The organism is Ochrobactrum sp. BTU1 (assembly GCA_018798825.1).
In the GTDB taxonomy this organism is placed as follows: domain Bacteria; phylum Pseudomonadota; class Alphaproteobacteria; order Rhizobiales; family Rhizobiaceae; genus Brucella.
Genome location: CP076354.1, coordinates 1,560,938 through 1,575,338 on the forward strand (window position 1 = coordinate 1,560,938; position 14,401 = coordinate 1,575,338).

Consider the following 14,401-nt stretch of genomic DNA (forward strand, 5'->3'; position numbering starts at 1 on the left):
TCAACAATGCTGACATATTTATCGCAACAGGATGGAGCTTCGATGTGAACTCGACGAATGATATGAACTACATAAGCAACCCTCTAACCTCTCTGGAGGCTGATGACCTCAACGTCATTGAGTTGCTGTTCTTTTCCTATCGCGATTTCACCGCCGACCCGGATCTGATCCTTGAAAAGATTGGTTTTGGACGCGCGCATCACCGTGTGCTGTATTTTATCAACCGTAAGCCCGGCATGACAGTAGCAGAGCTACTTGATGTTCTTCGTATCACCAAGCAAAGTCTGTCGCGTGTTCTCAAACAATTGATCGACACAGGTCACGTTGTTCAGGCTACCGGACTTCACGATCGCCGCCATCGCAAACTTTATCCCACGAACAGCGGACGACAACTCACACTCGCGCTTGCTCTGCCACAGTCGCGCCGCATCGCACGGGCATTGGAAGAATCCGGAGCGGCAGAACGCGAAGTTATTGAACGTTTTCTTTATAATATGGTCAATCCTGAGCGCCGCGCCCAGATCGATGATTTTGCAGCAACCGAAACGGCTGTGGAAGCATCTTAACCCCAACCTGAGAAGGCTGGGGGAGAACGCGCAACAATATAAGCCCCGCATAGACGCGCCGTCTTGCAGTGGCTAAGATGCGGTATGTTATGGAAGATCATGAAATGGTTTTCCTCCATATACGTGAAGTAAAAAGCCCAATGCCGTGCGGCATCCTTTGCACGGTAATTTGGCACAGGATGGGATCAAACGACGCCATGGCTGTAGAAGAATCGAACCTATCGGATGACGCGCCACATCTTCTTGTTGTCGATGACGACACGCGAATCCGTAGCCTTCTTTCACAATATCTGACGACGAGCGGCTTCCGCGTCACCATGGCAGGCAGCGCTGCAGAAGCGCGCCGCAAGCTTGAAGGCATCGACTTTGATCTTCTGATCCTCGACGTCATGATGCCAGGAGAAACAGGCGTTTCGCTGACCCGCTCGCTGCGCGAGCAGAAGAGCGTGCCGATCCTCATGCTGACAGCTCTGTCGGAAACAGACAGCCGCATTGACGGCCTTTCGGCCGGTGCAGATGACTATTTGCCAAAACCTTTCGATCCGCGTGAGCTGATCCTGCGTATCAACAATATTCTTCGTCGTGGCGCCACACCGGCCCAGCCGAAGATCGAGCAGATCGTTTTCGGCCCTTACACTTTCTTCATTCCACGTCGCGAACTGAAGAAAGGCACGGAAACGATCAAGCTTACGGATCGTGAGCAGGACATAATGGCGATTTTCGCCGAGCGTGCTGGCGAAACCATTCCACGTCATGAACTGACTGGTCAGGATGGCGATGTCGGCGAGCGCACGATTGATGTGCAGATCAACCGTCTGCGCCGTAAGATCGAACAGGACCCGGCCAACCCGGTCTGGCTGCAAACAGTTCGCGGCATCGGCTACAAGCTGAGCATCGAATAGTAATTCGAAGAGAGAAAGCGGAGCCTCGCAAATTTCAGAGCGTGACAAAAGCCATGCAACTAGCAGAACCGTCTGGAGTTATCTGAGACGATGAAGTCACCCTGGAAATCGATAACACGCTGGTTTGCGCGCAGAATGCCTAAAGGGCTTTATGCGCGCTCGCTCATCATCATCATTGCACCGATGGTTCTCCTTCAGTCAGTGATCGCTTATGTCTTCATGGAAAGACATTGGCAGATGGTGACTGAGCGGCTTTCAACAGCCGTTGTCCGCGACATTTCTGCGATTATCGACATTCTTGAAACCTATCCGCAGGAACCCGGATACGACAATCTAATCCGCCTTTCGCAGCAGCGCCTCGGGCTCAACATTTCGATCCTGCCTCCTGACCCGCTGCCCCCGCCGGGGCCAAAACCATTCTTTGCTATTCTTGATTACTTCCTGAGTGAAGAAATCACACGCCAGATCAACCGGCCCTTCTGGGTCGATACGGTGGGCGATTCTGATCTCATTGAGATCCGCATCAAGCTCGATGATAAAGTGCTGCGCGTCTTTGCACGCCGCAGTCAGGCTTATGCCTCCAATACCGGCATCTTCCTGACATGGATGATCGGCACGGCGCTTGTGTTGCTGATCATCGCCATCGCCTTCCTGCGCAACCAGATCAAGCCAATACAGCAGCTTTCACAGGCCGCTGAAAGCTTCGGTAAGGGCCGTCCAATGCCGGAAGGCTTCCGTCCGCATGGCGCGGAAGAAGTTCGCCGCGCAGGCATTGCCTTCATTCAGATGCGCTCGCGTATCGAACGTCAGATTGAACAGCGCACGGCAATGCTCTCAGGCGTCAGCCACGATCTGCGCACGATCCTGACCCGCTTCAAACTCCAGCTGGCGCTGGCTGGTCACTCTATCGACACGGAGCCGCTTAATCAGGATATTGCTGATATGCAGACCATGCTTGAAGGCTATCTGGCCTTTGCGCGCGGTGAAGGATCGGAAGAAGCAGCGACCTATGATGTGCGCCTACTTTGCGACAAGCTGGCCAATGAAGCGCGGTTGCGGGAGCGCGGGTTCAAGTATTCGATTGAAGGCGACAGCGAAGTGAATGTGCGCCCCAATGCCTTCTCGCGCCTTGTCAGCAATCTTGTATCGAACGCTTTCCGCCATGCGCAAAATGTCGAGTTGGCAATCACACATGATGAAGGCTGGCTGAAGATCGTCGTGGACGACGACGGTCCAGGCATTCCGGAAGATCGCCGAGAAGACGTGTTCAAGCCCTTTGTGCGCCTTGATGAAGCACGTACGCAGGATTCAGGCGGCACGGGTGGCCTTGGCCTCGCTATCGCGCGTGATATTGCACGAAGCCACGGCGGCGACATCGATCTGGAAGATGCACCAATAGGCGGGTTGAGGGCGATTATCCGCATTCCGGCTTAGAGCGCATCCCGAAAAGTGCGAAGCGGTTTTCGGAACAAGATGCGCGCAAAAACAAACAGATGTTGCGGCCCGAAAAGTGCGAAGCGGCTTTCGGAGCAAGGTGCGTTCAAAAACAAAGAGGTAGAGCATTTCCAATAATTCAATGAAAACCGGAAATGCTCTTAGTGATTGCACTAAACAGTGTCACGCACTCTAAACCTTGCTGATCGCCTGTCCCACAACATAACCGAGCGCCGTTGCAGCCAGGCAGACGAAGAGCGAAATGCCGACATTCATAAGAGCGCGACCCGGCATCCCAAGCCGCAGCAACTCGAACGTCTGTACACTGAATGAGGAAAAGGTGGTGAAGCCACCACAAATACCGACCATAAAGGCAATACGCCATATTTCGGGCACTTCGAAACGGCTTGATGCCATCGTCATGGCGCCAAAAAAGGCGATAGCAAATGAACCGATGATGTTGACGACGATCGTACCCCACGGCAAATCTTTGCTCACCGGTGTCAGCCAGATGGCAAACCAGTAGCGCAAAACACTGCCAAGTGCTCCACCGATGGCGACGACGATCGTTCCCTGCATCTGTTCCATTCCTATCCGTTGCTTGCGCGATCAATCGCACAGAACATGCGATATGCACAAATCACAGATAGAAGATCAGAATAGCTTAACGCCGTCTTGGACTTTTTTATCGATTGCGGCGAGAACAACATCGCCATTTTCGTCAGGAAAACCAAGTGTCAGCACTTCGGACATGAAAGGTCCGATCTGCCGTGGTGGAAAATTGACCACAGCCATGATCTGCCGACCGACCAGATCCTCCGGCTGATAATGCTTGGTGATTTGTGCAGACGACTTCTTAATACCGATCTTGTCGCCAAAATCGATCTTCAGCTTAAAAGCTGGCTTGCGTGCTTCCGGGAATGGCACGGCCTCAACGATGGTTCCTGTGCGAATATCGACCTTCTCGAAATCGGCCCAGTTGATCGTTTCAGTTCCGCTCATTTTATCCCCCCCGAAAGTAAAATCCCGGCGAACCCTGCCGGGATTTGAATTGATTATGCGCGTCCGACCGTCTCGAACAGCACGCTTTCCAGCGCTTCACGCGCACTGACACCGGACCAAACGACAAACTGAAACGCCTGGAAGTAGTTTTCGCAAGCTTCAAGCGCTGCCGAAAGCAACACTTCAACCTGACGGCTGGTCGGCTCCGCACCACCAGCAAGCAGAAGCGACTGACGATACATGATCGCGCCTTCCTGCTGCCAGAGATCGAAGTGGCCCATCAAAAGCTTTTCGTTGATGAGCGACAGCAACCGCATCACTTCATTGACCCGAGGTTCAGCAACCTTGATGTCAAAGGCACAGGCCAGATGCAGAGCTTCAAAGTCCTCCATCCAGGAGAACGAGATGTGGTAGTCAGTCCAGTTACCTGCTACCGAAATTGCAATTTCGTCGTCGCCAGTCCGCTCGAACGTCCAGTCGTTTGAATTCGCAACATGCTCGATCACATCCACTGGATGTGCTTCGCGTGCAAATTCAAGCTCAAGAAGGCTCATGTCCGTTTCCTGTTCTGGGAAGCGCCTCGAAAGACACCTCCAAATTCCCGGCGCGCAAGTTACTGCTCGCCCGTACCCGGCCCTGCACAAGAATAAGTGCAGAAAAACAGGCACGAATTGATCGGTTGAGGAACTGACATGCTTAGACAGCATGCAACGCCTCAATGGCACACGCACATACGCAACTGATACTGGAAAGCAGCCTGGAAGACGCGAAAACTAAAACTACAGCCTCTCGCCGCTGCCTACATGACCACATTACGAATCATGTAGTGTTTTCAGTCTATTGATGCTGAATCTGAACGCCAGCCCCTTTTATAAAAAGAGGCATTAAAGCATGTGGAAATATGATTTGAGCGGACCGCAACCCCTGCCTTAAGCGACTCTAAGACAAGGGTTTTTGGCACTTACAGCCTGTTAATAAAAAATTATGAATTATCTTTGGATTTAGCAGCCGAAGCAGAGGTTTTTGCCGTTTTGGCAGTCGAATCAACTTCGAATTTGGCAAGACGGGCTTCCAATGCTTCAATTTTAACAAGCAGAGCAGCGTTTTCAGCACGCGCCTTGATTGCCATTTCACGCACCGCTTCGAAGTCTTCACGCTGCACGACATCGAACGTATTGAGCACGCGTTCGCTCTGCGAGCGCAATGCTGTCTCTACTTCGCGGCGTACGCCTTGCGCAGCGCCTGCCGCATCAGTCACAAGCTTGGCGAGTTCATCGAGAACCCGGTTTGATCCGCTGGTCATGGCATTCTTTCCTATCTTCGATACGGTCTTGTTGAAAACCTGATTTTGAAATAGGGCCGTCTCGGTTCTGATGCAAGTGAAGCTGTATAAACGTGATGACTTGACCACTCAGATATCGTCGCGCATCTTCCGCCGGAAAATGGAGTAATTGAATGATAGAGACGTTGCTGCCGGTTTCGGCTCTGGCTTTTCCAAATATCGATCCGGTGATCTTCTCGGTCGGCCCCCTCGCCGTTCATTGGTATGGGCTGGGATATGTCGTCGGCATCATGTTCGCATGGTGGTACGGCAAGAAACTGCTACGCAATCATCGTCTGTGGGGTAATAATCAGCCGCCAATGCAACCCGAAGCGCTTGATGATTTCGTCATCTGGGCAGCGCTTGGCGTCGTGCTCGGCGGGCGTATCGGCTATGTGCTGTTCTATAACTTCTCCTATTATCTCTCCAATCCGCTGGCCATTCCTGCGGTATGGGATGGCGGCATGTCGTTCCATGGCGGAACCTTAGGCACCACAATCGCGATGATCTGGTTCGCGCGCTCGCGCGGCATCAAGGTCTGGAGCATGTTCGATGTGATTGCAGCAGGCGTCCCCGTCGGACTTGGCGTCGTGCGCGTGGCAAACTTCATCAATTCCGAGCTCTGGGGCCGTGTCAGTGATGTGCCATGGGCTTTCTATTTCCCAAATGGCGGACCAGAACCACGTCACCCAAGCCAACTCTATGAAGCATTCCTCGAAGGCTTTGTGCTGTTCTTCGTTCTTCTTCTGCTCGTGTGGGTTGGAAAAAAGCTGAAAGCCCCAGGCTTTATCGCTGGAACATTCGTCCTTGGTTATGGTCTCAGCCGCATTATCGTCGAGTTCTTCCGCGAACCGGATGCCCAGCTTGGCTATCTCTTCGGCGGCTGGCTGACCATGGGGATGATCCTATCGCTGCCAATGATGATCATCGGCCTTTGGGCCATGTGGCGTGCCAATCGGGCAGCAGCGAAGAATGCCTGAGGCAACACTGAAAGACCGGTTGAAACGATTGATCGGCACCACAGGGCCGATCAGCGTCGCCGACTACATGGCCGCCTGCCTTGGTGATCGGGAACAGGGTTACTACACCACACGCGAACCCTTCGGGCGGGACGGCGATTTCATCACCGCCCCAGAAGTGAGCCAGATGTTCGGCGAACTCATCGGCATCTGGTGTGTCGGCGTGTGGGACGCTCTCGGACGCCCTGATAACGCTGTACTTTGCGAAATTGGCCCCGGCCGCGGCACATTGATGAGTGACATTCTGCGCACGCTCGCCAAGCTCGCACCGCAAATGGCCGCTTCAATTCGTGTCGCCATGGTCGAGACCAGTCCGCGCCTCATTGAAAAGCAGAAGGAGAAGCTTTCAAACACCGGATATTCAATCGACTGGTTTGAACGCTTTGCAGATATTCCTGATGGCCCGCTGATCCTCGTTTCCAACGAATTGTTCGACGCGATCCCGATCAGGCAGTTCGTGAAAGCCGATGGCCGCTTTGTCGAACGGCTGATAGCACTCAATGAACAAGACGAGCTCCAGTTCGTCAGCGGCGCAGGCGGTATAGATGCAGCCCTGTTGCCCACAGGCCATCAGACAGTGCCCGACGGCACGATCTTTGAAGCTGCCCCTGCTCGCACCGCTTTGATGCAGGAAATTGCGCAGCGCATTGCCGCAACGCGAGGTGCAGCACTCTCCATCGATTATGGCCATCTGCAATCAGGCTTTGGCGATACGCTGCAAGCCATGCTGAAACACGCCTATGATGACGTCTTCGCAAACCCGGGAGAAGCAGACCTGACCAGCCATGTCGATTTCGACATGCTGGAAAAAACCGCGCGCAATTGCGGCTGCCTGACCGCAACCATGACGCAAGGTGACTTTCTGCTCGCTATGGGCCTCATCGACCGTGCCGGTCGCTTAGGTGCCGGGCGTGACGAAACTTTCCAGAATAAAATTCGCGAAGACGTCGAACGATTGGCGGCACCGGACCAGATGGGAACACTTTTCAAAGTGCTGGCAATTGCTGACCAACAAACAAAAATCTTCCCCCTTGATACATCCCAATAAATTGTATCGTCAAAAAGCTTCAATTGACAAGCCAATCTTGCTCCCCCACCATCCAGCCGTTTGAAAAGAGAAAGCTAATGATCGATAAGCCGCAACCGCTTCGCTCCCCTTTACTGGACGGCCCTGCCGGACCAAACGGCAAGCGTATTGCGCATGGCTTTTTCACCCGCAAAGGTGGCGTTTCAGATGGCATTTACGCTGGCCTCAACGTTGGCAGCGGCTCAAATGACGTGCCGGAACTCGTGACCGAGAATCGCCGCCGCGTTGCCGAAACACTTGGTATTGCGTCCGACCATCTGATGACTGTGCATCAGGTTCATTCGCCCGACGTGGTTTACGTCACAGAACCGTTGAGCTCACCACGTCCAAAGGCCGACGCAATGGTGACGAATGTTCCGGGCATTGCGATTGGCGCGCTGTCGGCTGATTGTGGCCCGGTGCTGTTTGCCGATCATGAATCAGGTGTCATCGGCTCGGCCCATGCAGGCTGGCGCGGTGCCTTTACGGGCGTACTTGAAAACACCGTTGAAGCGATGATCAAGCTGGGTGCCAGACGCGAGAACATTGTTGCCGTTCTTGGCCCAACGATTGGCCCCGAGAATTATGAAGTCGGTCCGGAATTCTACTCAGAATTCACCGGCAAAGACGCATCCTACACGAAATATTTTGAGCCTTCGGACAAGGAAGGTCACAAGCTTTTCGATCTCTGGGCCTTCATCACCGACCGTCTGACCAGCGCAGGTGTCAGAGCGGAAGCACTGCGTCAGTGCACCTATGCCGATGAAGACCAGTTTTATTCCTATCGGCGCACGACGCATCGCGGCGAGCCGGATTACGGTCGTCAGATTGCTGCCATCGCCATTGTAGAAGATTAAGGAGAACCGCATGGCCCTTCACTTCGAGCCGGAAGAATTCGCCGCACGTCGCGACCGTCTGATCTTGAAGATGGAGGAAGAGAAACTGGATGCTTTGCTGCTTTTCGCGCAGGAAAGCATGTATTGGCTGACCGGCTATGACACGTTCGGCTTTTGCTTTTTCCAGTGTCTCGTTGTCAAAGCCGACGGTACAAGCGTGTTGATGACGCGCTCCGCCGATCTAAGGCAAGCGCGCCATACCTCTAACATCGAGAATATCGTTGTCTGGACTGATCGCGACAATGCGAACCCGGCAATCGATCTGCGCAACATTCTCACTGAGCTTGATCTGCTCGGCACGCGCATCGGTATCGAATACCAAACCCACGGCCTCACCGGTGCCAATGCCCGCAAACTTGATGAGCAGTTGCAGAGCTTTGCCAAGCTCTATGATGCATCGGGCATGGTCGACAGTTTGCGCCTTCTCAAAAGCCCTGCTGAAATTGCTTTCACCAAGCGCGCAGCGGAACTCAGTGATGATGCGCTTGATGCGGCCCTGAAACTGGTCAAGGCTGGCGCGAGTGAAGCCGATATTCTCGCTGCGATGATGGCAGCTAATTTTGCAGGCGATGGTGACTATCCGGCCAATGAATATATTATCGGCTCTGGAGCAGATGCCCTGCTTTGCCGCTACAAAGCGGGACGCCGCACGCTTTCCGCTAATGACCAGCTCACGCTCGAATGGTCAGGCGTTTATCGCCATTACCATGCACCGATGATGCGCACGATCATCATTGGTCAGCCAAGGCCTGAACATCAAAAGCTTTATGACGCCGCACGCGAAGCGTTGGAAGCCGTTGAAGAAGCCATGACACCTGCTTCGACATTCGGCGATGTATTCGACGCGCATTCGCGCACGATGGAGGCGCATGGCCTTACCCGGCACAGGCTCAATGCCTGTGGTTATTCTGTGGGCGCACGCTTTACGCCATCATGGATGGACCCGCAGATGTTCTATTCGGGCAGTCCTGAAAGCATCCAGCCTGATATGACGCTCTTTGCGCACATGATCATCATGGATTCCGACACGGAAACGGCGATGACACTGGGGCAAACATATCTCACCACAAATGGTGCAGCTCTGCCATTGTCCCGCCATTCTCTTGATATCATTGCCAAGTAGCGCACAATCGGCGATAAATCCGACTGGCGCGGGAGTGGTCTGCGCTTTCAGGAGATGAAGCTGAACATGAACAAGGCACATCTTTCCGTGATGCTGTTGCTTGCTGGACTGCTTGCCGCCTGCAATAGCACTGAATCTGCATTGAACGTGCAGGGCGCCAATCAGCAATCCGGACAAACCACAACGCCACCTACGGGCCAAACGACTGACCCGGCAGCGACGCCTGCTGCCACAACGCCCGCACAGACAACGACGCCGACAACACCGCAGCGTTCAGCATCGCTGAAGCCGGGCAAGCTTTATATTGCTCCCATTATCGGAGCACCGGTTAATGTGGTCACGCCCCTCACCCATCGCATCAATGACGATGCGCGTGCAAAGGGCGTAGAGCTTTCAGGCAACAATGGCGCCGATGCAGCCTACGTCATGAAGGGCTATTTCTCGGTCTTGTCCGAAGATAATCAGACGACCGTACTCTATGTCTGGGACGTTATGGATGCCACCGGTAACCGCCTGCATCGCATTCAAGGGCAGGAAAAAGTGCCGGGAGCTGCGGCAGACTCATGGAGCATCGTCCCGCCTTCTGCCATGCAATCAATCGCCGACAAGACCATGCAGGAATATTCGACCTGGCTTGCGGCAAATCGCGCATGAGAAAGCACTTATGCGGCAAAAGACTGAAATCTTTTGCTGAATCATGGGTGAAGCCCTGTGGGAAAGCACTTTGCGGAGGCTTTTTACTGTAATTGTGGCCAGACAGGACTTGCAATGACGGTGACTCTTTGCAATAGGCCGCTCATTCGAGAAAACCTTGAAAGCTGCGGCACTTGACACCTTGTGAAAGAGTACGCGGCTTTAAAGTTTTTAAGAGTGGCATAGCGTAACCGAACTTGCTTCGGCTCACGTTCACATAAGAGATTACGTCCGTTTCACGGACTTTTTGCGACAGAACGAAACTGCTCCGGCTTCAGAGGCAAAAAGAATGAAACTTTTCGCAGGCAACTCCAACCGGGTTCTTGCCGAATCCGTTGCTCAATATCTCAACATCCCGCTCGGTAAGGCCAGTGTTCGCCGTTTTGCCGATCAGGAAATCTTCGTAGAGATTCAGGAAAACGTGCGCGGCGAAGACGTATTCGTTCTGCAATCGACCTCCTACCCGGCAAACGACAATCTGATGGAACTGCTGATCATGATCGACGCGTTTCGTCGTTCGTCAGCACGCCGCATCACTGCCGTTCTCCCTTATTTCGGCTATGCTCGTCAGGATCGTAAGCCAGGCCCACGCACGCCGATCTCGGCAAAGCTGGTTGCCAACCTCATCACCGAAGCCGGTGCAAACCGCGTGTTGACGCTTGATCTTCATGCAGGTCAGATTCAGGGCTTCTTCGATATTCCTACCGACAACCTCTATGCTGTTCCGGTCATTGCGCGCGATGTGAAGGCAAACTACCCGACCGGCAATTGCATGGTCGTTTCGCCAGACGTTGGCGGTGTTGTTCGTGCTCGCTCGCTCGCAAAGCGTATCGATGCTCAGCTCGCAATCGTTGATAAGCGCCGTGAACGTCCGGGTGAATCGGAAGTCATGAACGTCATTGGTGACGTCAGCGGCAAAGACTGCCTGCTGTTCGACGATATCGTCGATTCCGGCGGCACGCTCTGCAATGCGGCCGAAGCTCTGCTTGCCAAGGGCGCGAAAAGCGTCACCGCTTACATCACACACGGCGTTCTGTCGGGTGGCGCTGTTGCCCGTATCGCTTCTTCAAAGCTGAAAGAGTTGGTCATAACCGACTCGATCCAGCCAACAACCGCCATCAACGACGCTCCAAATATCCGCGTTCTGTCGATCTCCAGCCTCATCGGTGAAGCTGTTGCGCGCACCGCCGCTGAAGAGTCGGTTTCAAGCCTGTTCGATTAATTTAATTACAATGCCCAGACATGCCGCAAGCAATAGCACGAGCGGCATGTTGAGCCTCAGAACGATAAGCAATAATGCCGCCGCGCCTGCGATCAGGACGGCGGCATTGTCTATTGTGCTCCACACTGGCGTTGGCAGCGTGAAGGCACCGAGTGGCACTTCCCGAACCTGTGCAAACAAGACGTGCAGCGAGAACCAGAGCGCCAGATTGGCAATCACGCCGACCACCGCCGCCGTGATCCCGCCAAGCATGGCGGACAGCCAGCGCAGCTGACGCAGACGCTCCACAAAGGGCGCACCAGCCAGTATCCAGAGAAAGCACGGCACGAAGGTAAACCAGAGGGCGATTAACCCGCCCACAAGCCCGCCGACCAGTGGCGGCAGGCCAGACAGATTGGCTGCACCCACAAAACCGACGAAGACCAACACTAATATCAATGGCCCCGGTGTGGTTTCGGCCAGTCCCAGACCGGTCAGCATTTCACCGGGTTGCATCCAGCCGAAATGCTCGACAGCTTGCTGCGCTGTATAGGACAGCGCTGCATAGGCTCCGCCAAAAGTGACGGCTGCAAGCTTAGAAAAGAACGCGGCCTCAGCTGTGAATACATGCTGCTCGCCCAAGATCAGATACAGCGCAATGAGTGGCGCCAGCCACAGGCCACCCCAGATGAGAGTTTGCAGCGAAAACTCTCGAAATGCATGGGGAGCTGCGTGTGTAACAGAAGTAGCCACACCACCGCCTTGCAGCAAATGACGCAAACCGCCAGCTAAAGCTGCGAGCAGCACGACAATAGGAAAAGGTAGCTTCAGAAGCGCAATCGCAACAAAGGCGGCAATCGCTATCACATAAGAAAAGCCGGAAGCCAATGTGCGCTTCGCCATCCGGTAAAGCGCTTCAAACACCACCGCCAGCACTGCCGCCTTGAGGCCGAACAACAGACCAGCAACAATATCGACGTGTCCAAAGGCAACATAAAGCGCCGACAGAGCCAGCATCACGCTCGCACCGGGCAAAACAAACAAAAGCCCTGCCAGCAACCCGCCGCGCCAGCCTTTGACAGCCCAACCCGCATAGGTCGCAAGCTGCATGGCTTCAGGTCCCGGCAGCAACATACAGAAATTAAGGGCGTGGATCAGCCGTTCCTGATCCATCCAGCGCTTTTCATCAACAAGGATGCGCTGCAACATGGCAATCTGCGCAGCTGGTCCGCCAAACGACAAAAGCCCGACTTTGCCAAAAGTAACAAACAATTCTCGGAAATCAGGCTGCGGCGCTGTCGTCATTCTTGCTCTCTGTAAAATCCTCCCAGCAGTTACCGAGGATCATTACAGGTTCATGACGGTTTGCACAGAGCCGCTTTATTCAGCGGCAGTCGCTTCCTCCGCCTGATCATCGGGAGCATTTGGGTCGCCCGGTGCCGTCTCACATTCGAGATCCGGGAAGTTCACAATGCGCAAGCCTTTGAAATCATTGCGCACGACCAGCAATCCACGCTCTTCGAAATAGGTCAGCAAACGTCGGGCACGACTTAGCGAATGGGTGCCGTAAGCACGCGCGAGTGCCGCATCCGAAGGGCATATAGCGCCCGTTACCGCCGCCTGTGCGACAATCAGAAACACACCCTGCACGTCATCTGTGAGGCTTTCAGACAGCGCCAATGCCTTCTGCCATGTCTCACCGGTGGCTACATCGCTCTCAATGCTTGCTTGCGCAACCGCAAGACGACGACGGAAAGCAGGCAAAGCCAGCGGCTCACCCGGAACGCGGTGAATGCGGCAGCGCACAAGAAAATCCTGATAAAGCACCGCGACCGAACGGAAAGACGCTTCGGGATCATCAACGATCTCGCGCATCACCTTCTCAAGCAGACTGTCGCGCTCGGCTTCCACAATGCCGGGAAACAATGGCGCTTCAACCGGCTCTGCTTCCGGCTTTGGCTTTGCCACCTGCGCCAGAATTTCTGCCGTCGATGGTGGCGGAGGCGGTGGTGGCGTGCGGCGAACAACAGTCCGGATTTCTTCAGGCGCTGGTGTGAAGATCAGATCGCGCGCGTCTTCCGGTGCATCAGGCAACGGCATGAGTTTTGGCGACGATGAACGCGCAGAAGTTTCGACCTTTCCGATTTTGATCGGCAACGGGCGGCGCGATAAGGCCGGTCCAAGCGCAATGAAATGACCGCGTTGCAGATCGCGGAACTGCTCTGCCTGCTTACGCTCCATCCCGAGAAGATCAGAGGCGCGCGCCATATCAATATCAAGAAAGGTGCGGCCCATCAGGAAGTTCGATGCTTCGGCAGCGACATTCTTGGCAAGCTTTGCAAGGCGCTGTGTGGCAATCACACCGGCCAGACCACGCTTGCGGCCACGACACATCAGGTTCGTCATGGCACCCAGCGAGAGCTTACGCGCTTCATCTGATACTTCGCCTGCAGCAGCAGGCGCAAAGAGCTGAGCTTCGTCAACCACAACCAGCATCGGATACCAGTAATCACGCTCTGCATCGAACAGTCCGCCGAGGAAAGCAGCTGCCGCACGCATCTGCTGCTCGACATCCAGACCTTCGAGATTGAGCACGACCGACACGCGATGCTGGCGAATGCGGCTCGCAATACGCGTGAGTTCCGCTTCCGAGCGGGCAGCATCGACAACCACATGGCCGTAAAGATCGGCAAGCGTTACGAAATCGCCTTCAGGATCGATGATGCACTGCTGCACCCATTGCGCGCTCTGCTCTAGCAGGCGGCGCAGCAGATGCGACTTGCCGGAGCCGGAATTACCCTGCACCAGAAGACGTGTTGCGAGAAGCTCTTCAAGATCAAGCATGGCCTGCTTGCCACCACCAAGCGCCGCTGCCGAGGCAGAGCCGCTTCCAGCAACAGAACCCATGTCGATACCGACCTGCATCTCGTTTCCTTTGTTTCATAAATGATATAACGACTCGCAATACAAAGGCGGTCGATCAGCGATGCGCTTAACATTTTTGACGTGGCCAATGCCACCCGTTAAGACAAAAGCCCACAGAAGCTGTGTTTCACAGGCAAAAAACTTGCACATGGAATGCCTATGGTCTATAGGCCTGCCATCCGCGTAGACACCCTTGGAGGCAACGCGGAATGGAGCGGTCCGGTCTTTCACTCTGTGAGGGGCATTTCGGGCT

Annotated in this window: 15 protein-coding genes; 9 read left to right on the forward strand and 6 right to left on the reverse strand. The window is 54.4% G+C overall.

Features of this window, described 5'->3' with window-relative positions; all coding sequences use genetic code 11:
* Positions 1-44: 44 nt before the first annotated feature.
* The 3 genes from KMS41_07555 to KMS41_07565 all read left to right on the forward strand — a co-directional run bounded on the left by KMS41_07555 (position 45) and on the right by KMS41_07565 (position 2,902).
* Positions 45-566, forward strand: a complete 522-nt coding sequence (locus KMS41_07555; GenBank protein QWK76967.1) for a MarR family transcriptional regulator — start codon at positions 45-47, stop codon at positions 564-566.
* A gap of 179 nt (positions 567-745) precedes the next feature.
* Positions 746-1,468 carry a response regulator transcription factor gene (locus tag KMS41_07560; protein QWK76968.1) on the forward strand — a complete coding sequence of 241 codons (723 nt, stop codon included), beginning with the start codon at positions 746-748 and terminating at the stop codon, positions 1,466-1,468.
* 90 nt (positions 1,469-1,558) lie between these two features.
* The gene (locus tag KMS41_07565) at positions 1,559-2,902 is read left to right on the forward strand and encodes a two-component sensor histidine kinase (GenBank protein ID QWK76969.1); all 1,344 of its coding nucleotides are present in this window, start codon (positions 1,559-1,561) and stop codon (positions 2,900-2,902) included.
* 192 nt (positions 2,903-3,094) lie between these two features.
* Here the strand turns inward: KMS41_07565 and crcB are convergent, their stop codons facing one another.
* From crcB to KMS41_07585, 4 genes are all read right to left on the reverse strand, one after another.
* A complete protein-coding gene (gene crcB, locus KMS41_07570; GenBank protein QWK76970.1) occupies positions 3,095-3,490 on the reverse strand; it encodes a fluoride efflux transporter CrcB in 396 nt (131 codons plus the stop codon).
* Between the two features lie 66 nt (positions 3,491-3,556).
* The gene (locus KMS41_07575) at positions 3,557-3,904 is read right to left on the reverse strand and encodes a tRNA-binding protein (GenBank protein ID QWK76971.1); all 348 of its coding nucleotides are present in this window, start codon (positions 3,902-3,904) and stop codon (positions 3,557-3,559) included.
* 53 nt (positions 3,905-3,957) lie between these two features.
* The gene (locus KMS41_07580; GenBank protein ID QWK76972.1) at positions 3,958-4,458 is read right to left on the reverse strand and encodes a YbjN domain-containing protein; all 501 of its coding nucleotides are present in this window, start codon (positions 4,456-4,458) and stop codon (positions 3,958-3,960) included.
* A 428-nt stretch (positions 4,459-4,886) separates the two neighbouring features.
* The gene (locus tag KMS41_07585; GenBank protein ID QWK76973.1) at positions 4,887-5,207 is read right to left on the reverse strand and encodes an accessory factor UbiK family protein; all 321 of its coding nucleotides are present in this window, start codon (positions 5,205-5,207) and stop codon (positions 4,887-4,889) included.
* A 152-nt stretch (positions 5,208-5,359) separates the two neighbouring features.
* Here KMS41_07585 and lgt point away from each other — a divergent pair, with 152 nt between their 5' ends.
* The 6 genes from lgt to KMS41_07615 all read left to right on the forward strand — a co-directional run bounded on the left by lgt (position 5,360) and on the right by KMS41_07615 (position 11,244).
* Positions 5,360-6,205: a prolipoprotein diacylglyceryl transferase gene (gene lgt / locus KMS41_07590; protein QWK76974.1), complete on the forward strand. Its 846-nt coding sequence runs from the start codon at positions 5,360-5,362 to the stop codon at positions 6,203-6,205.
* Positions 6,198-7,292: a class I SAM-dependent methyltransferase gene (locus KMS41_07595; protein QWK76975.1), complete on the forward strand. Its 1,095-nt coding sequence runs from the start codon at positions 6,198-6,200 to the stop codon at positions 7,290-7,292. Before lgt ends, KMS41_07595 begins: the two co-directional genes overlap by 8 nt.
* Positions 7,293-7,369: 77 nt before the next feature.
* Positions 7,370-8,167 (forward strand): peptidoglycan editing factor PgeF, encoded by a 798-nt coding sequence (gene pgeF / locus KMS41_07600; protein QWK76976.1) that lies wholly within the window; start codon positions 7,370-7,372, stop codon positions 8,165-8,167.
* A gap of 10 nt (positions 8,168-8,177) precedes the next feature.
* The gene (locus KMS41_07605; GenBank protein QWK76977.1) at positions 8,178-9,329 is read left to right on the forward strand and encodes a Xaa-Pro peptidase family protein; all 1,152 of its coding nucleotides are present in this window, start codon (positions 8,178-8,180) and stop codon (positions 9,327-9,329) included.
* A gap of 54 nt (positions 9,330-9,383) precedes the next feature.
* Positions 9,384-9,983, forward strand: coding sequence for a hypothetical protein (locus KMS41_07610; GenBank protein ID QWK76978.1), 600 nt, complete (start codon positions 9,384-9,386; stop codon positions 9,981-9,983).
* 328 nt (positions 9,984-10,311) lie between these two features.
* Positions 10,312-11,244, forward strand: coding sequence for a ribose-phosphate pyrophosphokinase (locus tag KMS41_07615; GenBank protein QWK76979.1), 933 nt, complete (start codon positions 10,312-10,314; stop codon positions 11,242-11,244).
* Here the strand turns inward: KMS41_07615 and chrA are convergent.
* Both chrA and KMS41_07625 read right to left on the reverse strand, forming a co-directional pair.
* On the reverse strand, positions 11,227-12,528 hold the full coding sequence (gene chrA / locus KMS41_07620) for a chromate efflux transporter (protein QWK76980.1): 1,302 nt from the start codon (positions 12,526-12,528) through the stop codon (positions 11,227-11,229). The genes KMS41_07615 and chrA overlap by 18 nt on opposite strands.
* Positions 12,529-12,603: 75 nt before the next feature.
* Complete coding sequence (locus tag KMS41_07625; protein QWK76981.1) at positions 12,604-14,148, reverse strand: ATP-binding protein; 1,545 nt, start codon at positions 14,146-14,148, stop codon at positions 12,604-12,606.
* Positions 14,149-14,401 lie beyond the last annotated feature (253 nt).

Coding starts and splice junctions, on each gene's coding strand:
- KMS41_07615 (QWK76979.1), top strand. CDS start 10,312: ATGAAACTTTTCGCAGGCAACTCCAACCGGGTTCTTGCCGAATCCGTT.
- KMS41_07605 (QWK76977.1), top strand. CDS start 8,178: ATGGCCCTTCACTTCGAGCCGGAAGAATTCGCCGCACGTCGCGACCGT.
- KMS41_07610 (QWK76978.1), top strand. CDS start 9,384: ATGAAGCTGAACATGAACAAGGCACATCTTTCCGTGATGCTGTTGCTT.
- KMS41_07595 (QWK76975.1), top strand. CDS start 6,198: ATGCCTGAGGCAACACTGAAAGACCGGTTGAAACGATTGATCGGCACC.
- KMS41_07585 (QWK76973.1), bottom strand. CDS start 5,207: ATGACCAGCGGATCAAACCGGGTTCTCGATGAACTCGCCAAGCTTGTG.
- pgeF (QWK76976.1), top strand. CDS start 7,370: ATGATCGATAAGCCGCAACCGCTTCGCTCCCCTTTACTGGACGGCCCT.
- lgt (QWK76974.1), top strand. CDS start 5,360: ATGATAGAGACGTTGCTGCCGGTTTCGGCTCTGGCTTTTCCAAATATC.
- crcB (QWK76970.1), bottom strand. CDS start 3,490: ATGGAACAGATGCAGGGAACGATCGTCGTCGCCATCGGTGGAGCACTT.
- KMS41_07565 (QWK76969.1), top strand. CDS start 1,559: ATGAAGTCACCCTGGAAATCGATAACACGCTGGTTTGCGCGCAGAATG.
- KMS41_07625 (QWK76981.1), bottom strand. CDS start 14,148: ATGCAGGTCGGTATCGACATGGGTTCTGTTGCTGGAAGCGGCTCTGCC.
- KMS41_07580 (QWK76972.1), bottom strand. CDS start 4,458: ATGAGCCTTCTTGAGCTTGAATTTGCACGCGAAGCACATCCAGTGGAT.
- KMS41_07560 (QWK76968.1), top strand. CDS start 746: ATGGGATCAAACGACGCCATGGCTGTAGAAGAATCGAACCTATCGGAT.
- chrA (QWK76980.1), bottom strand. CDS start 12,528: ATGACGACAGCGCCGCAGCCTGATTTCCGAGAATTGTTTGTTACTTTT.
- KMS41_07575 (QWK76971.1), bottom strand. CDS start 3,904: ATGAGCGGAACTGAAACGATCAACTGGGCCGATTTCGAGAAGGTCGAT.